The 26,323-nt window shown below is 62.2% G+C and carries 17 protein-coding genes; 10 read left to right on the plus strand and 7 right to left on the minus strand.

The window, feature by feature from the left end; all coding sequences use genetic code 11:
* Positions 1-55: 55 nt before the first annotated feature.
* On the plus strand, positions 56-1,075 hold the full coding sequence (locus BLO97_RS11005; protein WP_092345874.1) for a quinone-dependent dihydroorotate dehydrogenase: 1,020 nt from the start codon (positions 56-58) through the stop codon (positions 1,073-1,075).
* Between the two features lie 337 nt (positions 1,076-1,412).
* Here the strand turns inward: BLO97_RS11005 and rmf are convergent, their stop codons facing one another.
* Positions 1,413-1,628: a ribosome modulation factor gene (gene rmf / locus BLO97_RS11010; protein ID WP_003223300.1), complete on the minus strand. Its 216-nt coding sequence runs from the start codon at positions 1,626-1,628 to the stop codon at positions 1,413-1,415.
* A 531-nt stretch (positions 1,629-2,159) separates the two neighbouring features.
* On the opposite strand from rmf, the gene rlmKL reads away from it, so the two are divergent.
* The gene (rlmKL, locus tag BLO97_RS11015) at positions 2,160-4,430 is read left to right on the plus strand and encodes a bifunctional 23S rRNA (guanine(2069)-N(7))-methyltransferase RlmK/23S rRNA (guanine(2445)-N(2))-methyltransferase RlmL (protein ID WP_092148487.1); all 2,271 of its coding nucleotides are present in this window, start codon (positions 2,160-2,162) and stop codon (positions 4,428-4,430) included.
* A 142-nt stretch (positions 4,431-4,572) separates the two neighbouring features.
* Positions 4,573-6,957: a sensor domain-containing diguanylate cyclase gene (locus BLO97_RS11020; protein WP_092148484.1), complete on the plus strand. Its 2,385-nt coding sequence runs from the start codon at positions 4,573-4,575 to the stop codon at positions 6,955-6,957.
* A gap of 282 nt (positions 6,958-7,239) precedes the next feature.
* Here the strand turns inward: BLO97_RS11020 and dacB are convergent, their stop codons facing one another.
* The gene (gene dacB / locus BLO97_RS11025; protein ID WP_092345877.1) at positions 7,240-8,706 is read right to left on the minus strand and encodes a D-alanyl-D-alanine carboxypeptidase/D-alanyl-D-alanine endopeptidase; all 1,467 of its coding nucleotides are present in this window, start codon (positions 8,704-8,706) and stop codon (positions 7,240-7,242) included.
* A 41-nt stretch (positions 8,707-8,747) separates the two neighbouring features.
* Here dacB and BLO97_RS30860 point away from each other — a divergent pair, with 41 nt between their 5' ends.
* Together BLO97_RS30860 and BLO97_RS11030 are read left to right on the plus strand one after the other, a co-directional pair.
* A complete protein-coding gene (locus tag BLO97_RS30860) occupies positions 8,748-8,948 on the plus strand; it encodes a hypothetical protein (protein WP_139197675.1) in 201 nt (66 codons plus the stop codon).
* On the plus strand, positions 8,938-9,282 hold the full coding sequence (locus tag BLO97_RS11030) for a YggL family protein (protein WP_092148478.1): 345 nt from the start codon (positions 8,938-8,940) through the stop codon (positions 9,280-9,282). Before BLO97_RS30860 ends, BLO97_RS11030 begins: the two co-directional genes overlap by 11 nt.
* Positions 9,283-9,450: 168 nt before the next feature.
* Here the strand turns inward: BLO97_RS11030 and BLO97_RS11035 are convergent, their stop codons facing one another.
* Positions 9,451-10,641: a benzoate/H(+) symporter BenE family transporter gene (locus BLO97_RS11035; protein ID WP_092345879.1), complete on the minus strand. Its 1,191-nt coding sequence runs from the start codon at positions 10,639-10,641 to the stop codon at positions 9,451-9,453.
* Positions 10,642-11,016: 375 nt separating this feature from the next.
* Here BLO97_RS11035 and BLO97_RS11040 point away from each other — a divergent pair, with 375 nt between their 5' ends.
* The gene (locus tag BLO97_RS11040) at positions 11,017-11,781 is read left to right on the plus strand and encodes a GntR family transcriptional regulator (RefSeq protein ID WP_003183531.1); all 765 of its coding nucleotides are present in this window, start codon (positions 11,017-11,019) and stop codon (positions 11,779-11,781) included.
* A 125-nt stretch (positions 11,782-11,906) separates the two neighbouring features.
* Here BLO97_RS11040 and guaD read toward each other — a convergent pair whose 3' ends face one another.
* From guaD to xdhA, 4 genes are all read right to left on the minus strand, one after another.
* Positions 11,907-13,211: a guanine deaminase gene (guaD, locus tag BLO97_RS11045; RefSeq protein ID WP_092148472.1), complete on the minus strand. Its 1,305-nt coding sequence runs from the start codon at positions 13,209-13,211 to the stop codon at positions 11,907-11,909.
* Between the two features lie 19 nt (positions 13,212-13,230).
* Entirely contained in the window at positions 13,231-14,073 is an 843-nt protein-coding gene (gene xdhC / locus BLO97_RS11050) for a xanthine dehydrogenase accessory protein XdhC (RefSeq protein WP_092345881.1), read from the minus strand.
* 68 nt (positions 14,074-14,141) lie between these two features.
* Positions 14,142-16,541: a xanthine dehydrogenase molybdopterin binding subunit gene (xdhB, locus tag BLO97_RS11055; RefSeq protein WP_092345883.1), complete on the minus strand. Its 2,400-nt coding sequence runs from the start codon at positions 16,539-16,541 to the stop codon at positions 14,142-14,144.
* On the minus strand, positions 16,534-17,988 hold the full coding sequence (gene xdhA, locus BLO97_RS11060; protein ID WP_092223059.1) for a xanthine dehydrogenase small subunit: 1,455 nt from the start codon (positions 17,986-17,988) through the stop codon (positions 16,534-16,536). The genes xdhB and xdhA overlap by 8 nt, the downstream gene beginning before the upstream one ends.
* A 264-nt stretch (positions 17,989-18,252) precedes the next feature.
* Between xdhA and BLO97_RS11065 the strand changes: the two genes are divergently transcribed.
* From BLO97_RS11065 to ligA, 4 genes are all read left to right on the plus strand, one after another.
* On the plus strand, positions 18,253-18,912 hold the full coding sequence (locus tag BLO97_RS11065; protein ID WP_063322225.1) for a GntR family transcriptional regulator: 660 nt from the start codon (positions 18,253-18,255) through the stop codon (positions 18,910-18,912).
* A gap of 2 nt (positions 18,913-18,914) precedes the next feature.
* Positions 18,915-22,403, plus strand: coding sequence for a chromosome segregation protein SMC (smc, locus tag BLO97_RS11070; RefSeq protein WP_092345885.1), 3,489 nt, complete (start codon positions 18,915-18,917; stop codon positions 22,401-22,403).
* A 258-nt stretch (positions 22,404-22,661) separates the two neighbouring features.
* Positions 22,662-23,507 (plus strand): cell division protein ZipA, encoded by an 846-nt coding sequence (gene zipA / locus BLO97_RS11075; RefSeq protein WP_063322223.1) that lies wholly within the window; start codon positions 22,662-22,664, stop codon positions 23,505-23,507.
* Positions 23,508-23,766: 259 nt separating this feature from the next.
* Positions 23,767-26,124 carry an NAD-dependent DNA ligase LigA gene (ligA, locus tag BLO97_RS11080; protein WP_092223063.1) on the plus strand — a complete coding sequence of 786 codons (2,358 nt, stop codon included), beginning with the start codon at positions 23,767-23,769 and terminating at the stop codon, positions 26,122-26,124.
* Positions 26,125-26,323 lie beyond the last annotated feature (199 nt).

Here is a 26,323-nt window from a genome sequence, read left to right on the forward strand (position 1 = left end):
CCTTTACCCCGGCTATAATCCCCGCCTCATTTCGTCGATCGAGTCAAACCCACCCATGTACACCCTGGCCCGTCAGCTGCTGTTCAAACTTTCCCCGGAAACCTCCCACGATCTGTCCCTGGACCTGATCGGCGCGGGTGGACGTTTGGGCCTCAACGGTTTGCTGTGCAAGGCGCCGGTGAACCTGCCGGTGACGGTGATGGGGCTGGAATTCCCCAACCCGGTCGGGTTGGCGGCAGGGCTGGACAAGAACGGTGCGGCCATCGACGGGTTCGCCCAGTTGGGTTTCGGTTTCGTGGAAATCGGCACCGTCACCCCGCGCCCGCAGCCGGGTAATCCCAAGCCACGGCTTTTCCGTCTGCCCGAGGCCGAGGCGATTATCAACCGCATGGGCTTCAACAACCTGGGCGTCGACAATCTGCTGGCCCGGGTGGCCGCGGCCAAGTACAAGGGCGTGCTGGGCATCAACATCGGCAAGAATTTCGACACCCCGGTGGAGCGTGCCGTCGACGATTACCTGATCTGCCTGGACAAGGTCTACGCCCACGCCAGCTACGTGACCGTCAACGTCAGCTCGCCGAACACCCCGGGGCTGCGCAGCCTGCAATTCGGTGATTCCCTCAAGCAACTGCTGGCCGACCTGGCCCGGCGACGCGCCGAGCTGGCGGTGATGCATGGCCGGCATGTGCCGCTGGCGATCAAGATCGCCCCGGACATGACCGACGAAGAAACCTCCCAGGTCGCTCAGGCCCTGATCGAGACGGGCATGGACGCGGTGATCGCCACCAACACGACCCTGGGTCGCGAAGGCGTCGAAGGGCTGGAGCACGGTGACGAGGCGGGTGGGTTGTCTGGCGCGCCGGTGCGTGACAAGAGCACTCATACCGTGAAGGTGCTGGCCGCCGAACTGGCGGGGCGCTTGCCGATCATTGCGGCGGGTGGGATTACCGAAGGCCGGCATGCCGCCGAGAAAATCACCGCCGGGGCGAGCCTGGTGCAGATTTATTCGGGCTTTATCTATAAAGGACCGGCGTTGATCCGTGAGTCGGTGGATGCGATCGCGGCGTTGCGTTGACTTAAGGCTGGGTGGAACCTTGTGGCGAGGGAGCTTGCTCCGCTGGATGTGGCGAGGGAGCTTGCTCCCGCTGGACTGCGCAGCAGTCCTGAAACCGGCTGACGCCATTTGCCTGGCTCACCGTGCAATGGCTTTTTGGGGCTGCTGCGCAGCCCAGCGGGAGCAAGCTCCCTCGCCACAACAGTGTTCGCAGCTCAGGCAATGACATAAAGCCCAGGCATTAAAAAGGGCTCCTCGAAGGAGCCCCCTGGGCCGTAGCCCGCCGTCCGGATGGGACGTGCGTGGTTAAATCGATATGGGTGTCAAATTGTCGAGTTCTTGAGTATTAAGCCCTGTGTCAGCCGACGGCGTGAAGTTCGTTGAGTCTATGGATACCCGCAGTGCCGGTCATACCGTCCCAGTTGTCGCCGCGTCCTTCTCGCCAGCCATTGATCCAGGCTTGACGTACCGACGGTAGAGTAAAGGGGCAAAGCTCACGGGATTTACCACCAACGCCATATTGGTAACCACGTAAAAATGCTCTTTCCAACGGATCACGCTTAAGTCTTCTCATAGGGTGTTGCCCTCACTTGTTGACTGTTACTTAGCGTCGACCTCTATCGAGGCCGGGGCAGAATCATTCTGCCGTTGGTGGCTCGTTGCCGGCGTGACGAGCCGAGGTGTTGACGCCGTTGCGACGTCAACCTGTGTTGAGTTCTAACCAAAGCGTCACATGGATGGAATGATCGTTTTGTCATAAGCACGTAACAATAAAGATGTTAGGGCGATAAGTAACTTGATGTTCGTTGACCGCTTTTGAGCAAGACCCCTGTATGATCGGCCCTGCGCCGAAAGGGGTAGGTCTGGCTCGGATGAGAATGTCCTCCCGTTGCACTCGGGTACTATTCGACGAAAGGGTCGAGTTTTCACAATTTGTTGCACAGAATTTTTTTTCTGCCTTCGCATCTAAGCTCTTTTAACCTGAGCGGCGAGGGTGGCACGGCACACTTTCGTGCCACACGGGTGTTCTTGAGAAAAGCACCTGATTGAACCTGGCCCGGCAATGCGTTGCCCGGTCCACTTAGCCAAAGGCTCTGGAATCCCCATGTCCGATCGTTTCGAACTCTTCCTCACTTGCCCCAAGGGCCTCGAAGGCCTGCTCATCGAGGAAGCCGTCGGGCTTGGCCTTGAAGAAGCGCGCGAGCACACCTCGGCGGTGCGCGGCATGGCCGACATGGAAACGGCCTATCGCCTGTGCCTGTGGTCGCGCCTGGCCAACCGCGTGCTGCTGGTGCTCAAGCGCTTCCCGATGAAGGACGCCGAAGACCTCTACCACGGCGTGCTGGATGTTGACTGGCAAGACCACATGCTGGCCGATGGCACGCTGGCGGTGGAGTTCAGTGGCCACGGTTCGGGCATCGACAACACCCATTTCGGCGCCTTGAAGGTCAAGGACGCCATCGTCGACAAGCTGCGCACGCCGTCGGGCGAGCGACCGTCCATCGACAAGCTCAACCCCGACCTGCGCATCCACCTGCGCCTGGACCGTGGCGAAGCCATTCTCTCCCTGGACCTTTCCGGCCACAGCCTGCACCAGCGCGGTTATCGCCTGCAGCAAGGTGCCGCGCCGCTGAAGGAAAACCTCGCCGCCGCGATCCTGATTCGCGCCGGTTGGCCGCGCATTGCCGCTGAAGGCGGGGCGCTGGCCGACCCGATGTGCGGTGTGGGCACGTTCCTGGTAGAAGCCGGGATGATCGCCGCCGATATGGCGCCGAACCTGCGTCGCCAGCAGTGGGGCTTTACCGCCTGGCTCGGCCACGTGCCGGCGCTGTGGAAGAAACTCCACGAAGAGGCCACCGCTCGTGCTGAGGCCGGGTTGGCCAAGCCACCGTTGTGGATTCGCGGCTACGAAGCTGACCCACGGCTGATTCAACCGGGCCGCAACAACGTCGAACGTGCCGGCCTGAGCGAATGGATCAAGATCTATCAAGGCGAAGTCGCCACCTTCGAGCCGCGTCCGGACCAGAACCAGAAGGGCTTGGTGATCTGCAACCCGCCGTACGGCGAGCGCCTGGGCGATGAAGCCAGCCTGCTTTACCTCTACCAGAACCTCGGCGAGCGTCTGCGCCAGGCCTGCCTGAACTGGGAGGCGGCGGTGTTCACTGGCGCGCCGGACCTGGGCAAGCGCATGGGCATTCGCAGTCACAAGCAGTATTCGTTCTGGAACGGCGCCTTGCCGTGCAAATTGCTGCTGATCAAGGTGTTGCCAGACCAGTTCGTCACGGGTGAGCGTCGCACCCCGGAACAACGTCAGGCCGAGCGCGAGCAGGCCGCCTACGATCAGGCCCCGGAAGTCCCGCAAGAGCGCCAGTACAACAAGAACGGTAACCCGATCAAACCGGCCCCGGCGCCAGCCCCCGTCGTGGAGCAGGCGCGGTTGAGCGAAGGCGGGCAGATGTTCGCCAATCGCCTGCAAAAGAACCTCAAGTTGCTGAGTAAGTGGGCCAAGCGTGAAGGGGTGGACTGCTACCGGGTCTACGATGCCGACATGCCGGAATACTCCATGGCCATTGACCTGTACCACGATTGGGTACACGTCCAGGAATACGTCGCGCCAAAATCCATCGACCCGGAAAAGGCTTCGGCCCGGTTGTTCGACGCCCTGGCGGCGATTCCCCAGGCGCTGAACGTGGATAAGAGCCGCGTGGTGATCAAGCGTCGCGAGCGCCAGAGCGGCACCAAGCAGTACGAGCGCCAGAGTGCCCAGGGCAAGTTCACCGAGGTCAACGAAGGTGGCGTGAAGCTGCTGGTCAACCTCACCGATTACCTGGATACCGGACTGTTTCTCGACCATCGACCGATGCGCCTGCGGATCCAGAAAGAAGCCGCCGGCAAGCGCTTCCTCAACCTGTTCTGCTATACCGCGACCGCCAGCGTCCATGCGGCCAAGGGCGGGGCGCGGAGCACCACCAGCGTCGACCTGTCGAAAACCTACTTGGATTGGGCACGCCGCAACCTGTCGCTCAATGGTTTTTCGGAGAAGAACCGCCTGGAGCAGGGCGATGTGATGGCTTGGCTTGAGGCCAGCCGTGACGAGTACGACCTGATCTTCATCGACCCGCCGACCTTCTCCAATTCCAAGCGCATGGAAGGCATCTTTGACGTGCAGCGTGACCATGTCCAATTGCTGGACCTGGCCATGGCGCGCCTGGCGCCTGGCGGCGTGCTGTATTTCTCCAACAACTTCCGCAAGTTCCAGCTCGAGGACAACCTCGGCGAGCGTTATGCGGTGGAAGAGATCACCGCCAAGACGATTGATCCGGATTTTGCCCGCAACGGCAAGATCCACCGCGCCTGGAAGATCATGGCGCGTTGAGTCGGGGCTGATTGGATCCACGAAGCCTTGTAATTCAAGGCTTCTAGCCTCGTTGGGGACTGGCTAAAGTGATGGCGAATAGCTATAACTTAGGCTGTGTCCAGGGCTGTGCCTATGCCTGGTTCCTTTCTGAGTTGTGTTTATGGCATTGCATCAGGTGCGTCCCAGGATCCTGGGCTTTATCAGCGAAGACGTGTCGGCCTGGCTGGTCGCTTCGCTGGTCCTGCTGGCCGGTATGTTCCTGACCGGGTTGCTGACTTGGGCGATGATGAATCTGTTCCACCAGCAACTGCGCCAGCGCTTCGAGCTGCAAGCCGAGGAGCGTTTCAGCCGCATCGAGGAACACTTCCAGGACCAGGAGCAACGCCTCGACAGCCTCAGGCGTTTCTTTGCCAACTCTGAAGATGTCTCCAACAACGAATTCCGTGGTTACGCTGACGTGCTATTGCGCCGTATCCGGGCGTTCGCCTGGGCGCCCAGGGTGCTGCGCGACGAACGGCAATCGTTCGAACGACAAGCGCAAGCCGACGGGGCCACTCAATTCACGATCCGCGAGCCGGACGGTAGCGGTGGCCTGCGACAGGCCGCCGAACGAGATGAATACGCACCGCTGCGCTACATCCAGAGCCAGGCTTCCTACGGGACACCGCTGGGCCTGGACCTGCTTTCCGAACCCTTGCGCCGTGCCACCGTTGAGCGGGCCCGCCAGCGAGGCGGGCCGGTGGTTTCGCAGCCATTGGACCTGATGGGCGCCGACCCGGTATTTGCCCGGGGAGTACTGTTGGTTGCGCCGGTCACCCGGGAGTCGGCCAGCGAACCGTTCGGGTACGTGGTGGCGGCCATCAGCATGCGGCAATTGGCGGGTGACGGGCTGCCAGCGTCCAGTCACGACAATCTGTCGATGCGTGTCATGGACCTGTCTACCGAAAACGCGGAGGAGGCGCTGTTCGAATCCCACAACCCGCCGGGCCGTAGCGATTTGTCGGCGACTCGCCTGTTGCGCCTGGCCGATCGCGACTACCGGGTGGAGTTGCGGCCCAGCCGGGTGTTCCTGTCCACCAATCATTCTTCGGTCACCAGTATGGTGATACTTGGCGGCTTGCTCAGCCTGCTGCTCAGCGTCTTGCTCTATGTACTGGTCAGCCAGCGGCAGCGGGCCTTGAAACTGGTAGAGCAACGCACCCGTGAACTACGCGCCCGGGAGCAGGAGCTGCGCGGTACCCATGGGCAGTTGCGTGGTGTGCTGGATGCCGCGACTCAGGTCGCGATCATCGCCACGGACCTGCGCGGCGTCATCACCACCTTCAACGCCGGTGCCGAGCAGATGCTCGGCTACCCGAGCTGCGAGGTCCTGCAGAGCATGACCCTGGAAAGCCTGCATGTACCGCGCGAACTCCAGGCCCGCGCCGCCCAACTCGGCGCGCGCTTTGGCAAGCCGATTCCGGCGTGCCACGCGATGTTGCTCGAGGGCGGCGAACAGGGCGGGCAGCAGGCGCGGGAGTGGACCCTGGTGCGCCGCGATGGCAGCCACCTGACCGTGAACATGCTCGCCACACCGATGCTCGATGACCAGGGACTGTGGATCGGGCACCTGGCGATCTGCATCGACATCACCGAACGCAAGCGCGTCCACGAAGCGTTGGCTGCCCGTGATGTGTTGCTGAAAAAGCTCAGTGCCCACGTGCCCGGGGGGATCTACCAGTTCAAAATGGATTTCAACGGTCGCTTCAGCGTGATCTATGCCAGCGACGGCATTCGCGACATCTATGAATTGGAACCCGATGTGCTGGTGCAGAACGCCGAGGCGATTTTCTCGCGCATTCACCCGTTGGACAGCACGCGTGTCCGCGCTTCGATTCGCGCTTCGGCCCACACCTTGAGTCCGTGGCGAGAAGAGTACCGGGTGCAACTGCCCTTGCGCGGCCTGCGCTGGGTACGCGGCGAGGCCACGCCCGAGGAACTGCCCGGCGGCGGGGTGTTGTGGCACGGGTATATCTCGGATATTTCCGACCTCAAGCGCGTGGAAGAAGAGCTGCGGGCCTTGTCCGTGACTGACGCGCTGACCGGTATTCGCAATCGCCGCTATTTCCAGGAGCGCCTGACTTCGGAGATGGCTCGGGTCGAGCGCGGTTCCGGAGGACTGGCGGTCATCATGCTCGACATTGACCACTTCAAGCGCATCAACGACCAGCATGGCCACGCAGTGGGCGACCGGGTGTTGCAGGCCGTCTGCCAGCGTGTCGCCCAACGGTTGCGGCGCACCGATGTGTTCTGCCGGCTGGGGGGCGAAGAGTTCGTGGTGCTGTGCCCGGACACTGACAGCGACAGCGCCTACACCTTGGCATTGGAGTTGTGGGAAGGCTTGCGGGCGGCGCCCATCGAGGGCGTGGGGTTTGTCACCGCCAGCTTCGGTATCGCCACCTGGCGCGCCGGGGAAGGCGCCGATGCGTTGCTGCTAAGGGCTGACTCGGGCGTGTATGCGGCCAAGCAGGCCGGGCGGGATCGGGTTGAGGTGCAGTTGGGTTAGCCACTTAGGCTGGGTATATGGTAGTGCCGTTCAGTTAAGGATGGTTTGAATCATTGTGGCGAGGGGATTTATCCCCGTTGGGCTGCGCAGCAGCCCCAAAAGGCTGAATGTAACCAACCCGGCATACTTCGGTGGCTGGGTTCAGGGCCGCTTCGCAGCCCAGCGGGGATAAATCCCCTCGCCACAGATTCATCGAATGCCTTAAGTGAACAGCATTATGGGTATATGGGGGCGAAGTGTGGGAGCGAGCAAGCCCGCTCCCACAGTTGATCTCTGGCGGAATTAGAGCACCGAAGCCGTCTGCGGCAGTTTCGGCTGGCGGTACAGGTCCAGCAGCACCTGGTCCAGCACCGACGAAGCGCCCCAAGGTTTCGGATCGTTGAGAATCGCCACCACCGCCCAGGTGTTGCCATTGATGTCACGGCTGTAGCCGGCGATGGCGCGGACGGTGTTCAGGGTGCCGGTCTTGACATGGGCTTCGCCGGCCATGGCGGTGGTCTTCAGGCGTTTGCGCATGGTGCCGTCGGTGCCGGCAATCGGCATCGAACTGATGAACTCGGCCGAGTACGGGCTGCGCCAGGCGGCTTGCAGCATGGCCGCCATTTCCCGGGCGCTGACCCGTTCGGCGCGGGACAGGCCGGAGCCGTTCTCCATCACCAGGTGCGGCGCGGTGATGCCTTTCTTGGCCAGCCACTGGCGCACCACCCGTTGCGCGGCCTTGGCGTCATCACCGTCGGCTTCGTTACGGAACTGTGCGCCGAGGCTCAGGAACAACTGCTGGGCCATGGTGTTGTTACTGTATTTGTTGATGTCGCGGATGATCTCCGCCAGGTCCGGGGAGAATGCCCGGGCCAGCACCTTGGCGTTGCTCGGGGTCGCGGCCAGGCGGTCCGTGCCCTGGATGCTGCCGCCCAGCTCTTTCCAGATCGCCCGCACCGCTCCTGCGGTGTAGGTAGCATGGTCCAGCAGCGACAGGTAGGTCTGGGAGCTGCAACCGTCACCGAGCTGGCCGCCGACGGTCACCGTCACGCTGCCGTCCGTCTGGGCCACCGGGTTGTAGCGCACACCGCCGGCGCATTGCTTGGAGTTGACGGCCTTGACCTGATTGTCGATGCGAATGCTCGCAATTGGCGGCTCCACCGACACCAGTACCCGGCCGCCGTCATTGCGGGCGACGAAGCGCAGGGCCTTGAGGTTGACCAGCAACGAGTCGGGCTTGACCAGGAACGGTTTGTTTTCGTCGTTGCCGTCGTCGTTGAATTCGGGCAGTTGCGGCTGGATGAAGAAGCCGCGGTCCAGCACCAGGTCGCCGGTGACCTGCTGCACGCCGTTGGCCCGCAGGTCGCGCATCAGCAGCCAGAGTTTTTCCATGTTCAGCTTGGGATCGCCGCCGCCCTTGAGGTACAGGTTGCCGTTGAGGATCCCGCTGTTGAGAGTGCCATCGGTGTAGAACTCGGTTTTCCACTGGTGATTGGGGCCGAGCATTTCCAGGGCCGCGTAGGTGGTCACCAGTTTCATGGTGGACGCTGGATTGACCGAAACGTCGGCGTTGTACAGGGTCGGAGTGCCGGGGCCATTGAGCGGCACCATCACCAGGGACAGGGCGTCATTCTGCAGTTTGCTGGCCTTGAGGGCTTTTTGCACATTGGGCGACAGGGCAGTGTTGATCGTGGCGGCGTGGGCGGTGACAGGGAGGGCCAGGGGAAGAAGAAGGCTGGCCAGAAGCAGTGGACGCAAAGATTTGATCATTTGTAATAAAACCCTACGGGCGAGGGGGAAAAGACGAGGACATGAAAATGAACGCCCTCAACGGTCATGAAAGTGTCGGCATTATGCCCCAAGCCGCAACGGCTGGGGCCGTGCCTGATCCCTTCGGCCGCTATTTTTTACCGACGGTAGGTCGATACACCCGATCAGTCGGGCAAACGACGCACCAAACTGGTAAAGTGCCGGCCGTTATTACTTATGAGGATTGTTCCAATGGCGACTAACCGTTCCCAGCGTCTGCGCAAAAAACTGTGCGTGGATGAATTTCAAGAGCTGGGTTTCGAACTGAACCTGGATTTCAAAGAAGATCTGGCCGATGAGGCTATTGACGCTTTCCTCGACGCTTTCCTGAAAGAAGCCATGGAAGCCAACGGCCTGGGCTACGTCGGCGGCGACGACTACGGTCTGGTTTGCCTGCAGAAGCGTGGTTCGGTTTCCGAAGAGCAGCGCGCTACCGTTGAAGCCTGGCTCAAGGCGCGTCCTGAGCTGACCAGCGTTGAAGTGAGCCCGCTGATGGACGTCTGGTACCCGGAAAAGCCGATCAACCCGGTCGCTTGATGGTCCGATGATGTTCCGAAACCGGCTGCCCGTTTGGGGGCCGGTTTTTTTGTGCCTGTCTGTTGGGTATTTGATCGTTCCCACGCTCTGCGTGGGAATGCCTCAGGGGACGCTCCGCGTCCAGTGACGCGGAGCGTCCCGGGCTGCATGCCCACGTAGAGTGAACGATCAATCCTTGCGCCAGTTCAGGATCAGCAAGGTCAACACCCCCGCCACAATCCCCCAGAACGCTGAGCCGATGGAGAACAGCGTCAGCCCCGACGCCGTGACCATGAAGGTGATCAACGCCGCTTCCCGCTCCTTCACTTCGCTCATGGCGATGCTCAAGCCATTGATGATCGACCCGAACAGCGCCAAGGCCGCGATGGACAGCACCAGTTCCTTGGGCAGCGCCGCGAACAACGCCGCCAGCGTGGCGCCAAACACCCCGGCAATCCCGTAGAAAATCCCACACCAGACCGCCGCCGTGTAGCGCTTGTTGCGATCTTCGTGGGCGTGGGGGCCGGTGCAGATCGCCGCGCTGATGGCCGCCAGGTTGATGCCGTGGGAGCCGAACGGCGCCAGCAGTAGCGAAGCGATGCCGGTGCTGGTGATCAGCGGCGAGGCCGGTACGTTGTAGCCGTCTGCCCGCAGCACGGCGATGCCGGGCATGTTCTGCGAGGTCATTGCCACCACGAACAACGGAATGCCGATGCTGATGGTGGCCGCCAGGGAAAAGTGCGGCGTGGTCCACACCGGTGTCGCGACTTCCAGGGCAAAGCCGCTGAAGTCCAGCAGCCCCAACAGGCCCGACAGCGCCGTACCGATCAACAATGCCGCCAGTACCGCATAGCGGGGCGACAGGCGCTTGACGATCAGGTAGGTGAAAAACATCCCCAGCACCAGGCCGGTGCGATGCTGGGTGGCGACAAAGATCTCGCTGCCGATCTTGAACAGGATCCCCGCCAGCAACGCCGCCGCCAGCGAGGCCGGGATGCGCTTGACCAGGCGCTCGAAACTGCCGGTCAGGCCACAGATCGTCACCAATACTGCACAGGTGATATAGGCGCCGATGGCCTCGCCATAACTCACGCCACCCAGACTGGTGATCAGCAGCGCTGCGCCGGGTGTCGACCAGGCGATGGTGATCGGTGTGCGATAGCGCAGCGATAGCCCGATGGAACACACCGCCATGCCGATGGAAATTGCCCAGATCCACGAAGAAATCTGTCCGCTGGTCAGCCCGGCTGCCTGCCCGGCCTGGAACATCAGCACCAGGGAACTGGTGTAGCCGGTCATCATCGCGATGAACCCGGCGACGATGGCCGAGGGTGAGGTGTCGGCGAATGGACGAAGTGGCGTGGTCGTGACTTCGGTCATGGTGGACGATGATCCTTATTATAAATTGGCAGAATCTGAAGCAGCCCGGTGGCGAGGGAGCTTGCTCCCGCTGGGTGGCGCAGCCGCCCCAAAACCAGCCGATGCGGTGGGTCAGGCCATACGGCGTCGGTCCGTTTGGGCGTGCTCCGCACGCCAGCGGGAGCAAGCTCCCTCGCCACAGGGTTTTGGTTTTAAGCCTAAACTCAACGCAGTAGCCGATTGCAATACAGCCATGCCCGCAAACAGCCGTACAGTCGTGTTGCCATCAGAGGTTGTGTACAATCGCCGTGTCATTTACGCGATACTTGCCAGCGACCCGCTGTGCCGTATTACAGTCACGGTCAATTCGCCGCCGTTCTCCCGACTCGAGTGCCCATGAACGAACAGTTGCAACCCCTCAAGAAACAACCGCGAGCCGGTAAAGCCGGCCGCAGCGGAACCCAGGACGATATTGTCTATGCGCATATCTTCGAGGCCATCCTCGAACAACGCCTGGCGCCCGGTACCAAGTTGAGCGAAGAGGCACTGGGGGAAATTTTCGGGGTCAGCCGCACGATCATTCGTCGGGCGCTGTCACGCCTGGCCCACGAAGGCGTGGTGTTGCTGCGGCCCAACCGCGGCGCCGTGGTGGCCAGCCCGAGTGTCGAAGAGGCTCGCCAGGTCTTCATGGCCCGGCGCCTGGTGGAAAGGGCGATCACCGAATTGGCGGTGCAGCATGCCACGGCTGAACAATTGGCTGAGCTGCGGCAGATGGTCAGCGACGAACGCGACAGTTTCTCCCGTGGCGACCGCGGCGCCGGCATCCGTTTGTCGGGCGAGTTCCACCTCAAGCTGGCCGAAGCGGCGAAGAACGCCCCGCTGATCAGCTTCCAGCGCAGCCTCGTGTCCCAGACATCGCTGATCATCGCCCAGTACGAAAGCGGCAACCGTTCTCACTGTTCCTATGACGAACACACTCAGTTGATCGACGCCATCGAGGCCCGCGATGCCACACTGGCCGTGGACCTGATGATGCATCACATGGACCACATCGACAGCAAGCTCAACCTCGACGAGGAAAGCGCGTCGGATGACTTGCATGCGGTGTTCTCGCATTTGTTGCAGAGCAAGAAACCGGGGCGGTCGACGGCCAAGCTTTGAGGGGTTGAATAGCCTGATCGTTCCCACGCTCTGGGAACGCAGCCCGGGACGCTCCGCGTCCCAAAAGCCGAACGCAGAGCGTCCGTTGAGGCATTCCCACGCAGAGCGTGGGAACGATCAAAAATCTACCGCTGATGCACCAATTTACCGGCCGCATACGTCTGCGCCACCGTCCGGTCATCCCCCAGCGTCATCAGCACGAACAACCGCTCGGCAATGTCCTTGGCCTGCTTGAGGCGATAGCCCAGCAGCGGCGTGGCGTTGTAGTCCAAAACCAGGAAATCCGCATCCGTACCCGGCTGCAAGGTCCCGATCCGGTCTTCCAGGCGCAGGGCCCGGGCGCCGCCGAGGGTGGCCAGGTACAGTGACTTGAACGGGCTCAGCCGCGCACCCTGCAGCTGCATCACCTTGTAGGCTTCGTTGAGGGTTTGCAGCAGCGAAAAACTGGTGCCGCCGCCCACATCCGTGCCCAACCCCACGTTCACCTTGTGTTTTTCGGCCATCGGCAGGTTGAACAGGCCGCTGCCCAGGAAAAAGTTCGAGGTCGGGCAGAAGGCGATGGCCGAACCGGTCTCGGCCAGGCGAGCGCATTCGTCGTCGCACAGGTGCACGCCGTGGGCGAACACCGAGCGCTCGCCGAGCAGTTGGTAGTGGTCGTAGACGTCCAGGTAACCCTTGCGCTCCGGGAACAGCTCTTTGACCCACTGTACTTCCTGCAGGTTTTCACTGATGTGGGTCTGCATGTACAAATCGGGATATTCCCCCAGCAACTGACCGGCCAGGGTCAATTGCTCCGCAGTGCTGGTGGGTGCGAAGCGTGGGGTCACCGCGTAGTGCAGGCGGCCCTTGCCGTGCCAGCGCTCGATCAGCGCCTTGCTCTCGGTGTAGCTGGATTCGGCTGTGTCGACCAGGTAGTCCGGGGCGTTGCGGTCCATCATCACTTTGCCGGCGATCATCCGCAGGTCGAGCTTCTGGGCCACTTCAAAAAACGAATTCACCGATTGCGGGTGCACGCTGCCGAACACCAGCGCGGTGGTGGTGCCGTTGCGCAGCAGTTCCTTGACGAAAATATCGGCCACGGCATCGGCGTGGGCCTTGTCGGCGAACTGGCTTTCGCAGGGGAAGGTGTAGGTGTTGAGCCAGTCCAGCAATTGCTCGCCATAGGCGCCGACCATGCCGGTCTGCGGCAAGTGGATGTGGGTGTCGATCAAGCCGGGGGTGATCAGCGCATCCGGGTAATGAGTGACTTCGATGTCAGTTGCCAGGGTCGGCAGCAGGTCACGGGCGTGGCCGATGGCGCTGATCTGGCCGTTTTCCACCACCAGCAAACCGTCTTCGAAATATTCATAGGACGCCTCGATACCGACTTCGGCCGGGTCGGCGAGGCTGTGGAGCAGGGCGGCGCGGTAGGCTTTGCGTGTCAGGGGCATGGGAATTCTCAACGAGTGTTCAACGGTTCGCCTGGCTGCGGCGCGAGGCCGGCAGCAGCTTGGCGATCGGTTCGGCGCGGGCGGTGTGCTGGCCGAAATCCGCGTTATAGGTGGCGATGATTTCGCCGGCGATGGAGATGGCGATTTCCACAGGCAACTTGCCTTTGACTTCGCCGATGCCCATGGGGCAACGCATGCGTTGCAAGGCGGCGCTGTCGAAACCGCGATCACGCAGGCGATGCTCGAACTTGACCCGTTTGGTCTTCGAACCGATCAGGCCGAAGTAGGCAAAGTCGTTGCGCTTGAGGATCGCGGCGCTCAGTTCCAGGTCGAGCTGATGATTGTGGGTCATGACGATGCAGTAGCTGCCGGCGGGCAAGTCGTCGACTTCGTCCAGTGGCTCTTCGCTGACGATCTTGTGCACGCCATGGGGCAGGTGTTCGGGAAACTCCGCCTCCCGCGAATCGATCCAGCGCACTTTGCAGGGCAGGCTCGCCAGCAGCGGCACCAGGGCGCGGCCGACGTGGCCGGCGCCGAACACGGCGATTTGCGCCTGGACCTGGCCCATGGGTTCGAACAGCAACACGGTGACGCCGCCGCAGCACTGGCCCAGGCTCGCACCGAGGCTGAAGCGCTCCAGATGGGTGTTCTGCTGGCCGCTGGCGAGCATGTGCCGGGCGATTTCCATGGCCTTGTATTCCAGGTGCCCGCCACCGATGGTGTCGAACGTCTGGCTGGCGCTGATGACCATCTTCGAACCGGCGTTGCGTGGGGTGGAGCCGAGTTCTTCGATGATCGTTACCAGCACGCAGGGTTCTCCGCGGGTTTGCAGGTCGGCGAGGGCGCTGATCCAGTTGTACATATTCACCTCGACTGATCGTTCCCACGCTCTGCGTGGGAATGCATCTTTGGACGCTTCGCGTCCGCTCTTCAAAGCGGAGCCATCTCGGCTTCGGCTTGCGTAGGCTTCACGGCCTTCAACTGCCGCATCTGCTCACACCCCCACAACACTCGCTCCGGCGTTGCCGGGGCGTCGATGTTCGGTTGGTGCTGGTAATCCCCCAGGCTCGCCACGGCGTCCTTGATGGCGCACCACGCGGCGATGCCGAGCATGAACGGCGGCTCGCCCACGGCCTTGGAGTGGAACACCGTGTCTTCGGGGTTCTTGCGGTTTTCCACCAGCTTGACCCGCAGATCCAGCGGCATGTCGGCCACGGCGGGGATCTTGTAGCTGGCCGGGCCATTGGTCATCAGCTTGCCTTTGTCGTTCCACACCAGCTCTTCCATGGTCAGCCAGCCCATGCCTTGGATGAAGCCGCCCTCGACCTGGCCGATGTCGATGGCCGGGTTCAGCGAAGCGCCGACGTCGTGGAGGATGTCGGTGCGCAGCATCTTGTACTCGCCGGTGAGGGTGTCGACGATCACTTCGGCGCAGGCCGCGCCAAAGGCGTAGTAATAGAAGGGGCGGCCACGGGCCTGGCTGCGGTCGTAATAGATTTTCGGGGTCTTGTAGAAGCCGGTGCTCGACAGCGAGACCTGGGCGAAATACGCCTGCTGCACCAGCGCCTCGAAGGTCAGGATGTGGTCGCGCACCCGCACATGGCCGTTGTGGAATTCCACGTCTTCTTCGCTGACCTTGTACTGTCGCGCGGCGAATTCCACCAGGCGCCGCTTGATGGTTTCGGCGGCGTTCTGCGCGGCCTTGCCGTTCAGGTCGGCACCGCTGGAGGCGGCGGTGGGCGAAGTGTTCGGCACTTTGTCGGTGTTGGTCGCGGTGATCTGCACGCGGTCCATTTCCACCTGGAACACCTCGGCCACCACCTGGGCGACCTTGGTGTTCAAGCCCTGGCCCATTTCGGTGCCACCGTGGTTGAGGTGAATACTGCCATCGGTGTAAACGTGGATCAGCGCGCCGGCCTGGTTGAGGAAACTGGCGGTGAACGAAATGCCGAATTTCACCGGGGTCAGCGCCAGGCCTTTTTTCAGGATGGGGCTATTGGCGTTGTAGCGACGGATCGCCTCGCGGCGTTCAGCGTACTGGCTGCTTTGCTCCAGTTCGGCGGTCATTTCCTCGAGCATGTTGTGCTCGACGGTCTGGTAGTAGTGGGTGACGTTGCGCTCGGTCTTGCCGTAATAGTTGGCCTTGCGCACGGCCAGCGGATCCAGGCCCAGGTGCCGGGCGATGGCATCCATGACCTCTTCGATGGCGACCATGCCTTGCGGCCCGCCGAAACCACGGTAGGCGGTGTTCGAAGCGGTGTTGGTCTTGCAGCGGTGGCCGTTGATGGTCGCATCGCCCAGGTAGTAGGCGTTGTCGGCATGGAACATCGCCCGGTCGACAATCGACGCCGACAGGTCTGGCGAGCAACCGCAGTTACCCGCCAGATCCAGGGCGATGCCGTGCAAGCGCCCGCGGCTGTCGAAGCCGACGTCGTATTCGATGTAGAAGGGATGGCGCTTGCCGGTCATCAGCATGTCTTCGACCCGGGGCAGGCGCATCTTGGTCGGCTGGCCAGTGAGGTGGGCGATGACGGCGCACAGGCACGCCGGGCTGGCGGCTTGGGTTTCCTTGCCGCCAAAGCCGCCGCCCATGCGGCGCATGTCCACCACGACCTTGTTCATCGACACGCCCAGCACTTCGGCCACCAGTTTCTGCACTTCGGTGGGGTTCTGGGTCGAGCAGTAGACGATCATGCCGCCGTCTTCGGTGGGCATTACCGAAGAAATCTGGGTTTCCAGGTAAAAGTGCTCCTGGCCGCCGATGTGCAGCGAACCCTGGATGCGATGCTCGGCGCTCGCCAGCGCCGTGGCCGAATCGCCACGTTGGTGGGTGTGGCTGTCGAGCACGAAATGCCGCTTGCGCAGGGCTTCGACCACGTCCAGCACCGGCTCCAGGTCTTCGTACTCGACGATGGCCGCCATCGCCGCTTTGCGCGCGGTGTCCAGGTCCTTGGCGGCGACGGCCAACACCGGTTGGCCGACGAACTGCACGTCATCGATGGCCAGCAGCGGGTCGCCGGGCAACAGTGGGCCGATGTCCTTCAGGCCGGGGATGTCTTGGTGGGTAATGGCGATGCGCACGCCTTCGAAGGCGTAACAGGGCGCGGTGTCGATGCGGACGATCCGGGCATGGGCGCGGTCCGACAGTCGGGCATAGACGTGCAACTGGTTCGGGAATTCCAGGCGGTCATCGATGTACTGGGCCTCGCCGGACACATGCTTGGCGGCGCTGTCGTGCTTGACGCTGCGGCCCACGCCAGTGGTCAGGTCGCGGGCGAACAGCTCGGCGAGTTCGGCTTGGGTCTTTTCTACGGTGTGATGGTTAGACATAAGCGGTCACCCGAGTCTCGATGTGCGGTGTTTGCAGTTCGATGAAGTACTTGCGCAACAGGTTGCGGGCGCTGAGCAGGCGGTATTCCTTGCTGGCGCGGAAATCCGACAGCGGTGTGAAGTCCTCGGCCAGGGCGGCGCAGGCGCGTTCGACGGTGCTGTCGGTCCACGGCGCACCGATCAGTGCCGCTTCGCAATGGGTGGCGCGCTTGGGTGTGGCGGCCATGCCGCCGAAGGCAATGCGGGCTTCGCGGACCACGCCGTTGTCGATGCGCAGGTTGAACGCCGCGCACACCGCGGAAATATCATCGTCCAGGCGCTTGGAGACCTTGTAGGCGCGGAACGCCTGCTCGGCACTGGCCCGGGGCACGATGATCTTCTCGATGAATTCGCTTTCCTGGCGCGCCGTGACGCGGTAGTCGATGAAATAGTCTTCCAGCGCCAGGGTCCGGCGGGTCTGGCCTTTGCACAGCACGATTTGCGCGCCGAGGGCGATCAGCAGCGGCGGCGAGTCGCCGATCGGCGAGGCGTTGCCGATGTTGCCGCCCAAGGTGCCTTGGTTGCGGATCTGCAGCGAGGCAAAGCGTTGCAGCAGTTCGCCGAAGTCCGGGTATTCGGCTTTCAGGGCTTCGTAGCAATCGGAGAGGGCGGTGGCGGCGCCGATCTCCAGGCGATCGTCGAAACGCTCGATGCGCTTGAGTTCGGCGACGTTGCCCACGTAGATCATCACCGGCAGGGTGCGGTGGAACTGAGTGACTTCCAGGGCCAGGTCCGTGCCGCCGGCCAGCAGGCGCGCCTGGGGATAAGCATCGTAGAGATCGGCCAGGTCGGCCACGGTCAGCGGCACCAGGCAGCGCTTGTCGCCGCTGTTGAGCTCGCCGGTCTCGGTCGGTGCGATGGCTTTGAGGCGGGCGATGGTCTCGGCCTCGCGGGCGTCGAACTGGTCCGGTTGCTTGCCGCAGCAGGCCTGCTCGGCGGCGGCCAGGATCGGCCGGTAGCCGGTGCAACGGCAGAGATTGCCGGCCAGGGCTTCGTGGGCTTTATGGGCGTCGGATTGTTCGCTGTTCTTTTGCAGGGCGAACAGCGACATGACGAAGCCTGGTGTGCAGAAGCCGCATTGCGAGCCGTGGCAATCGACCATCGCTTGTTGGACGCTGTGCAGCTGGCCCTGGTGCTTGAGGTCTTCGACGCTGATCAGTTGCTTGCCGTGCAGGGCCGAGACGAAAGTCAGGCACGAATTGAGGCTGCGGTAGCGCATGCGCTCACGGCCGGTTTCATCCATATGCAGTTCGCCCACCACCACGGTGCACGCGCCACAGTCGCCGCTGGCGCAGCCTTCTTTGGTACCGGACTTACCAACATGCTCGCGTAAATAGTTGAGCACGGTCAGGTTCGGGTCCAGGGCGTGCTCGCTACGGAGTTCCTGGTTGAGTAAAAACTGGATCACGGAAGGCCTCGCAGACTCATTATTGTTGTATCGACTTGGGCCGAATTTATCAGTTTTGACTTTTCGGTCAATGATTTTCTGACTTAAAGGTCAGGAAAATTCGTTTTGTCGATGAACAACGTGTAGGTTCAGTATTGACCCTTGGGTGACGCCCTGCTTTTTTGCTTGAATCGTGCCAAAAACCCGCTGCAGGCCCTGCGCCATGACGTATCGAGTGCGCTACACTGCGCCGCTTGTGCAAATCGAAGAGTTTGAAGGACAACCATGACGTTCAAGGCCCCGGACAGCCTCGCCGAGCAAATCGCCCACCATCTCGCCGAACGCATCATTCGCGGCGAAATGAAGCCGGGAGAGCGCATCCAGGAGCAGAAGGTCACGCTGGCGCTCAACGTCAGCCGCGGTTCGGTCCGCGAGGCCTTGCTGATCCTGGAGCGACGCCACTTGATCGCGATCCTGCCGCGCCGCGGTGCCCACGTCACCGAACTCACCGAGCACAAGGTGCGCAGCCTCTGCACGTTGATGAGCGAGCTGTACATCCTGCTGGGTTACGCCGTGGCCCATGGCTGGAAAGAGCAGGCCGACATGGCGCCGTTCGTGGCGATCCAGCAGCGTCTCAACGACGCCTACGCGCGCCAGGACATCCGTACCTTCGTCGATGAAAGCTTCAGCGTGATGCGCGCCGCCTATCCCTTTGCCAACAACCCGTACTTGCAGGAAACCGTCGAGAACCTGCAACCGGCCATGAGCCGTGCCTATTTCCTGGCCCTGGACCAGCGCAAGGCGGAAATGAGCGAGTTCCTCGACCTGTTCCAGCGCCTGCTCGCCGCTGTGCTGGCCCGTGATCTGCCGCAGATTCGCCTCGTGCTGACGGCCTACGCCCAGCGCAGTTGCGATCTGGTGGTCTCTGCCCTGACGAAGGCCTGAACGTGCGGCTCAAGTGCATCAAACTGGCGGGGTTCAAATCCTTCGTCGACCCGACTACGGTGAACTTCCCCAGTAACATGGCGGCAGTGGTCGGGCCCAATGGTTGCGGCAAGTCGAACATCATCGATGCCGTGCGTTGGGTGATGGGCGAGAGCTCGGCCAAGAACCTGCGCGGCGAGTCGATGACCGACGTCATCTTCAACGGCTCCACCAGCCGAAAGCCGGTGAGCCAGGCCAGCATCGAGCTGGTGTTCGATAACTCCGACGGCACCCTGGTGGGTGAATACGCCGCGTATGCGGAAATCTCCATTCGTCGCAAAGTGACCCGCGACAGCCAGAACAGCTACTTCCTCAACGGCACCAAGTGCCGACGCCGCGACATCACCGATATTTTCCTCGGCACCGGCCTGGGCCCGCGCAGCTACTCGATCATCGAACAGGGCATGATCTCCAAGCTGATCGAGGCCAAGCCTGAAGATCTGCGCAACTTCATTGAAGAAGCCGCCGGTATTTCCAAATACAAGGAACGTCGGCGCGAAACTGAAAACCGCATTCGTCGCACCCACGAAAACCTCGCGCGCCTGACCGACCTGCGCGAAGAACTCGAGCGCCAGCTGGAACGTCTGCACCGTCAGGCAGAGGCCGCGAAGAAGTATCAGGAATACAAGGGCGAGGAGCGCCAGCTCAAGGCCCAACTTTCGGCCCTGCGTTGGCAGGCGTTGAACGAGCAGGTCGGTCAGCGTGAGGCGATCATCGGCAACCAGGAAGTCAGTTTCGAGGCCCTGGTGGCCGAGCAACGCAACGCCGACGCCGCCATCGAACGCCTGCGTGACGGTCACCACGACCTGTCGGAGCGCTTCAATCTGGTGCAGGGGCGCTTCTATTCCGTGGGGGGCGACATCGCCCGGGTCGAGCAGAGCATCCAGCACGGTCAGCAACGGCTGCGGCAGTTGCAGGATGACTTGAAGGAAGCCGAGCGGGCGCGCCTGGAAACCGAATCCCACCTGGGCCACGACCGCACGCTGCTATTGACCCTTGGCGAAGAGCTGGACCGGCTCACGCCAGAGCAGGAAATCACCAGCGCCGCCGCCGAAGAAGCCGCCGCAGCCCTGGAAGAAGCCGAGCTGACCATGCACGGCTGGCAAGAGCAGTGGGACAGCTTCAACCTGACCTCGGCCGAGCCACGGCGCCAGGCTGAAGTCCAGCAGTCGCGCATCCAGCAGTTGGAAACCAGCATGGAGCGCCTCGCCGAACGGCAGCGCCGCCTGGCCGAAGAGCGTGCCTTGCTCGCGGCAGACCCGGAAGACGCGGCGATTCTGGACCTGAGCGAGCTACTGGCGACCAGCGAAGCCACTCTCGAAGATTTGCAGGCCAGCGAAGACGCCCAGGTCGAACGGCTTGAGCAACTGCGCCAGGCCTTGCAACTGGCCTTGCAGAACCAGCAACAGGCCCAGGGCGAATTGCAGCGGCTCAATGGGCGTTTGGCTTCGCTGGAAGCCTTGCAGCAAGCCGCGCTGGACCCAGGCACCAGCACCGCCGAGTGGCTGCGCGACCAGCATCTGGCCGAGCGTCCGCGACTGGCCGAGGGCCTGAAGGTCGATGCCGGTTGGGAGCTGGCGGTGGAAACCGTGCTGGGTGCCGACCTGCAAGCGGTGCTGGTGGATGACTTCGGCGGCTTCGACCTGTCGGGTTTCACCCAGGGCGATCTGCGCCTGCTCAGCCCGGCTGGCGACGGCGTACGAATCCCCGGCAGCTTGCTGGACAAGGTCGAGGCCCAGGTCGACCTGTCGCCCTGGCTGGGGCAGGTCAAACCGGTGGATAGCCTTGAACAGGCGTTGGCCCTGCGTGGGCAGTTGGCGGCCGGCGAAAGCCTGATCAGCCGGGACGGTTATTGGGTCGGCCGGCACTTCCTGCGGGTGCGCCGGGCCAGCGAAGCCGAGAGCGGCATGCTCGCCCGGGGCCAGGAAATCCAGCGCCTGGGCGCCGAGCGCGAAGAGCGCGAGGCCAGCGTCGAAGCCCTGGAAACCGAATTGCAAAACCTTCGGGCGCAACAGCGTCAGCAGGAGAACGGTCGCGAACACCTGCGGCGGCTGTTGCAGGATGAGGCGCGCCAGCAAGGCGAGCTCAAGGCGCAGTTGTCGGCCGGCAAGGCCAAGGTCGAACAGCTGGCGTTGCGCCGCACCCGCTTGGAAGAAGAAATCGCCGAACTGGGCGAGCAGCGGGCGCTGGAGCACGAACAGATCGGCGAGGCGCGCTTGCAACTGCAAGAAGCCCTCGACGCCATGGCGCTGGACACCGAGCAGCGTGAATTGCTGCTGGCCCAGCGTGACAGCTTGCGTGAGCGCCTGGACCGGGTGCGCCAGGAAGCACGCCAGCACAAGGATCATGCCCATCAGTTGGCGGTGCGCCTGGGCTCGCTCAAGGCCCAGCACGATTCCACGCGCCAGGCCTTGGAACGGCTGGAAATGCAGTCCGAACGCCTGACCGAAAAACGCGAGCAGTTGAGCCTCAATCTGGAGGAGGGTGAAGCGCCGCTCGAAGAGCTGCGCCTCAAGCTCGAAGAGTTGCTCGACAAGCGCATGAGCGTCGACGAAGAACTCAAGACGGCGCAGATCGCCCTGGAGGACGCCGACCGTGAACTGCGCGACGCCGAAAAGCGTCGCAGCCAGGCCGAGCAGCAATCGCAACTGATCCGCGGCCAAATGGAACAGCAGCGCATGGAGTGGCAAGCCCTGACGGTGCGGCGCAAAGCCTTGCAGGACCAGTTGCTGGAAGACGGCTACGACCTCGATGGTGTGCTCGCCACCCTGGTGGCCGGGGCGAACGAGAAGGACGCCGAGGAGGAGTTGGAACGCATTGCCCAGCGCATCCAGCGCCTGGGGGCAATCAACCTGGCGGCCATCGACGAGTACCAGCAGCAGTCCGAGCGCAAGCGTTACCTGGACGCCCAGAACGACGATCTGGTGGAAGCGCTGGAGACCCTGGAAAACGTCATTCGCAAGATCGACAAGGAAACCCGCAACCGCTTCAAGGATACCTTTGATCAGATCAACGGTGGTTTGCAGGCCCTTTTCCCAAAAGTTTTCGGTGGCGGCAGCGCTTACTTGGAACTGACGGGCGAAGATTTACTCGATACAGGGGTGACAATCATGGCGCGTCCTCCTGGCAAGAAGAACAGCACCATCCATTTGCTCTCCGGTGGCGAAAAGGCGCTGACCGCGCTGGCCCTGGTTTTTGCCATCTTCAAATTGAACCCGGCGCCGTTCTGCATGCTCGACGAGGTCGACGCACCACTGGACGACGCCAACGTAGGCCGTTACGCACGGCTGGTGAAGGAGATGTCTGAAACGGTGCAGTTCATCTACATCACCCACAACAAAATCGCCATGGAAATGGCCGATCAGTTGATGGGCGTGACCATGCATGAGCCGGGCTGTTCGCGGCTGGTGGCGGTGGATGTGGAGGAGGCCATGGCCATGGTGGATGCCTGAACAACCGGTTGTAGGGCTTCTACTTGGAACGCTGTAGGTATTTTTTACCCTTGGGCCTGTTGTTCAAATCACAGATTGGGCACAAGCCTGTGCGACAGACGGTGTAAAGTTATCTTTGGTCGTGCTAGTTTAATGTCAATTTTTCGTATGCGTGGGCAAAAGGCCATTCAGAACATAGAGTTGGCGCCACGTTTTAAAGCGGTTTGCAAATAGCTAAGCCCCTTATTTTTCAGCATTTTTATAGAGGCACGGGATTACATGGAAATCGGTCTGCGCGAGTGGCTGATCGTCATCGGCATCATTGTCATTGCCGGTATTCTTTTCGACGGCTGGCGTCGCATGCGCGGCGGCAAGGGGAAGCTGAAGTTTCGCCTGGACCGCAGCTTGTCGAACCTGCCGGATGAGGATGACAACGCCGAGCTGCTGGGCCCGCCCCGGGTGCTGGACACCCACAAGGAGCCGCAGCTGGACGAACACGACTTGCCGTCGATGAGCGCGCCTGCCCGTGAGCCACGGGAATCGGGCTCCAAGCGCGGCAAGCGAAACAGCGAGCCATCCCAGGGTGATTTGAACCTGAACCTCGACCTGGATGGTGGTCCGAGCTTCAGCAGTCGCGACAGCGACTTCCCGGACGAGAACAAAACCTCGAGCGCCGACAAGGACCAGGCCCAGGCTGAAGAAGTGTTGGTGATCAGCGTGATCTGCCGCGATCCGGCCGGTTTCAAGGGCCCGGCGTTGCTGCAGAACATTCTGGAAAGCGGCCTGCGTTTCGGCGAGATGGACATTTTCCACCGTCACGAGAGCATGGCCGGCAACGGCGAGGTGCTGTTCTCCATGGCCAACGCCGTCAAGCCCGGGGTGTTCGACCTGGACGACATCGATCATTTCAGCACGCCAGCGGTGAGTTTCTTCCTCGGCCTGCCGGGTCCACGTCATCCCAAGCAAGCCTTCGACGTGATGGTGGCTGCGGCGCGCAAGCTGTCCCAGGAGCTCAATGGCGAACTCAAGGATGACCAGCGCAGCGTGCTGACCGCCCAGACCATCGAGCACTACCGCCAGCGCATCGTCGAATTCGAGCGTCGTGCGTTGACCCAGAAACGCTGAAATCGGCAAAGCCTTTGTGGCGCAGGGGCTTTTTGTGGCGAGGGGATTTATCCCCGCTGGGCTGCAAAGCAGCCCTGAAACCTGACGCCCTAGCCTGATCAGGCTAATTGAATTGATGACTTTTGGGGCTGCTTCGCAGCCCAGCGGGGATAAATCCCCTCGCCACAGGTTCTGTATTGGTAGGTTCAGGTTCGAACTGCCAACGATTTTAAAAGATTGAGCAGCCTAGGCTGCTCTTTTGCTTTATGAGAGAACACCCATGAACGCCGTCGAAACCCGCATCCAACAGCTGCGTACCGAGTTGGATCAGCACAACTATCGTTACCATGTCCTCGACGAGCCGAGCATCCCCGATGCCGAATACGACCGTCTGTTTCACGAACTCAAGGCCCTGGAAGAGCAGCACCCGGAGCTGGTGACCAGCGATTCCCCGACCCAGCGCGTCGGCAGCATGGCGCTGTCGGCGTTCAGCCAGGTGCGTCACGAGATCCCGATGCTCAGCCTGGGCAACGCCTTCGACGAAACCACCATGCGCGAGTTCGACCGGCGGGTGACTGAAGGCCTCGACCTGCCCATGGGCGATTTGCTGGGCGGTGGCGCGGCGGTTGAATACAGCTGCGAGCCGAAGCTCGATGGCTTGGCGGTCAGCCTGTTGTATCAGGACGGCCTGCTGGTGCGCGGAGCCACGCGCGGTGATGGCACCACGGGCGAGGACATCAGCGTCAATGTGCGTACCGTGCGCAACATCCCCCTTAAGTTGCAGGGCAGTGGCTGGCCGCCACTGCTGGAAGTGCGCGGCGAGGTGTACATGTCCAAGGCCGGTTTCGAGCGCCTCAACGCTACGCAACTGGAAGCGGGTGGCAAGACCTTCGCCAACCCGCGCAACGCGGCGGCGGGGAGCCTGCGCCAGTTGGATTCCAAGATCACCGCCAACCGCCCGCTGGAATTCTGCTGCTACGGTATCGGCCAGGTGACCACGGACATTGCCGATACCCACATCGGCAATCTCAAGCAACTCAAGGCCTGGGGCCTGCCCATCAGCCGTGAATTGAAGCTGGCCCATGGTATTGACGAATGCCTGGATTACTACCGCGACATCGGCGAGCGGCGCAACGCGTTGCCTTATGAAATCGACGGGGTGGTGTTCAAGGTCAACAGTATCGCCTCCCAACGCGAACTGGGTTTCCGCGCCCGGGAACCACGCTGGGCCATCGCTCATAAATTCCCGGCCTCTGAAGAACTCACCGAGTTGCTGGACGTCGAGTTTCAGGTCGGTCGCACTGGCGCCGTGACGCCCGTGGCGCGCCTCAAGCCGGTCAAGGTCGCTGGCGTGACCGTGGCCAACGCCACGTTGCACAACATGGACGAAGTGGCGCGTCTGGGCCTGATGATCGGCGACACGGTGATCATCCGCCGCGCCGGGGATGTGATTCCGCAAGTGGTGCAGGTGATCACCGAACGTCGGCCGGAGCATGCTCGTCCGGTCGCGATCCCACAGCAGTGCCCGGTGTGCGGCTCCCATGTCGAGCGCACGCAACTGATCAAGCGCAGCAAGGGCCGTGAAACCATCAGCGAAGGCGCGGTGTATCGCTGCGTCGGTCGCCTGGCCTGTGGCGCGCAGCTCAAGCAGGCGATCATTCACTTCGTCTCGCGCCGGGCCATGGACATCGAAGGTCTGGGCGAGAAGAGTGTCGAGCAACTGGTGGACGAGGGCCTGGTGGGTTCGCCCGCCGACCTGTATGCCCTGACCTTCGAGCAGGTGGTCGACCTGGAGGGTTTCGCCGAACTGTCGAGCAAGAACCTGCTGGCGGCCATTGTCGACAGCAAAAAACCGAGCCTGGCGCGTTTTATCTACGCCCTCGGCATCCCGGACGTGGGCGAGGAAACCGCCAAGGTCCTGGCTCGCTCTCTTGGTTCGCTGGAGCGCGTACAAGCGGCTTTGCCCCAGGTGCTCACCTACTTGCCCGACGTCGGCCTGGAAGTGGCCCACGAGATCCACAGCTTCTTCGAAGACCCACACAACCGCCAGGTGATCAAGGACCTGCTGTGCCACGGTCTCGAGATTCAGGACCAAGGCGAGTTGGGCGCCGAGTTCTCCGCCAGCACAACCCTGGGCGGCTTTCTCGACAAACTGGACATCCCCTCGGTCGGGCCGGGCGGGGCGCAGAAACTGGCAGACAAGTTCGGTTCACTCGAAGCGGTGATGAATGCCGACTGGCTTGACATGCGCCAGGCGTTGCCGGAAAAGCAGGCCAACGCCGTGCGCGAGTTCTTCGCCAATGCCAGCAACCGTCAGCAGGCCGAGGCAGCGGAACGACAGTTGCGCGACTTCGGCATGCATTGGCAGAGCGAAAAGAAGGTCGTCGAAGGCTTGCCCGAGGCGGGGCATACCTGGGTGCTGACCGGTTCGCTGGAGTTGATGAGTCGCGACGTCGCCAAGGACAAGCTGGAGAGCCTGGGGGCGAAGGTCGCCGGTTCGGTGTCGGCGAAAACCCACTGCGTGGTGGCGGGGCCGGGCGCCGGGTCGAAATTGACCAAGGCCAATGAGCTGGGGCTCAAGGTGCTGGATGAAGAGGCGTTCGTGGCTTTCTTGAGCAAGCATGGCATCACGGTTTAATCGTGAGGGCGCCGCTGTGGCGAGGCAGCTTGCTCCCGCTCGGCGGCGCAGCCGTCGTAAAACCTCCTGACGCGGTCCGTCTGGGAAGGTTGCGTCGTTCCGATTGGGGCGGCTGCGCCACCCAGCGGGAGCATGCTCCCTCGCCACGGTTTATCGGGCACTATGACGCAACGCGTGGGAACGATCATGGATACAGGGT

This window comes from Pseudomonas sp. NFACC05-1, from assembly GCF_900100135.1.
Taxonomy (GTDB): Bacteria; Pseudomonadota; Gammaproteobacteria; order Pseudomonadales; family Pseudomonadaceae; genus Aquipseudomonas; species Aquipseudomonas fluorescens_Q.

What these genes read in the sequence shown, in the direction of transcription:
- BLO97_RS11005 (WP_092345874.1), top strand. Translation starts at nt 56, where the DNA reads ATGTACACCCTGGCCCGTCAGCTGCTGTTCAAACTTTCCCCGGAAACC.
- rmf (WP_003223300.1), bottom strand. Translation starts at nt 1,628, where the DNA reads ATGAGAAGACTTAAGCGTGATCCGTTGGAAAGAGCATTTTTACGTGGT.
- rlmKL (WP_092148487.1), top strand. Translation starts at nt 2,160, where the DNA reads ATGTCCGATCGTTTCGAACTCTTCCTCACTTGCCCCAAGGGCCTCGAA.
- BLO97_RS11020 (WP_092148484.1), top strand. Translation starts at nt 4,573, where the DNA reads ATGGCATTGCATCAGGTGCGTCCCAGGATCCTGGGCTTTATCAGCGAA.
- dacB (WP_092345877.1), bottom strand. Translation starts at nt 8,706, where the DNA reads ATGATCAAATCTTTGCGTCCACTGCTTCTGGCCAGCCTTCTTCTTCCC.
- BLO97_RS30860 (WP_139197675.1), top strand. Translation starts at nt 8,748, where the DNA reads ATGAAAATGAACGCCCTCAACGGTCATGAAAGTGTCGGCATTATGCCC.
- BLO97_RS11030 (WP_092148478.1), top strand. Translation starts at nt 8,938, where the DNA reads ATGGCGACTAACCGTTCCCAGCGTCTGCGCAAAAAACTGTGCGTGGAT.
- BLO97_RS11035 (WP_092345879.1), bottom strand. Translation starts at nt 10,641, where the DNA reads ATGACCGAAGTCACGACCACGCCACTTCGTCCATTCGCCGACACCTCA.
- BLO97_RS11040 (WP_003183531.1), top strand. Translation starts at nt 11,017, where the DNA reads ATGAACGAACAGTTGCAACCCCTCAAGAAACAACCGCGAGCCGGTAAA.
- guaD (WP_092148472.1), bottom strand. Translation starts at nt 13,211, where the DNA reads ATGCCCCTGACACGCAAAGCCTACCGCGCCGCCCTGCTCCACAGCCTC.
- xdhC (WP_092345881.1), bottom strand. Translation starts at nt 14,073, where the DNA reads ATGTACAACTGGATCAGCGCCCTCGCCGACCTGCAAACCCGCGGAGAA.
- xdhB (WP_092345883.1), bottom strand. Translation starts at nt 16,541, where the DNA reads ATGTCTAACCATCACACCGTAGAAAAGACCCAAGCCGAACTCGCCGAG.
- BLO97_RS11065 (WP_063322225.1), top strand. Translation starts at nt 18,253, where the DNA reads ATGACGTTCAAGGCCCCGGACAGCCTCGCCGAGCAAATCGCCCACCAT.
- zipA (WP_063322223.1), top strand. Translation starts at nt 22,662, where the DNA reads ATGGAAATCGGTCTGCGCGAGTGGCTGATCGTCATCGGCATCATTGTC.
- ligA (WP_092223063.1), top strand. Translation starts at nt 23,767, where the DNA reads ATGAACGCCGTCGAAACCCGCATCCAACAGCTGCGTACCGAGTTGGAT.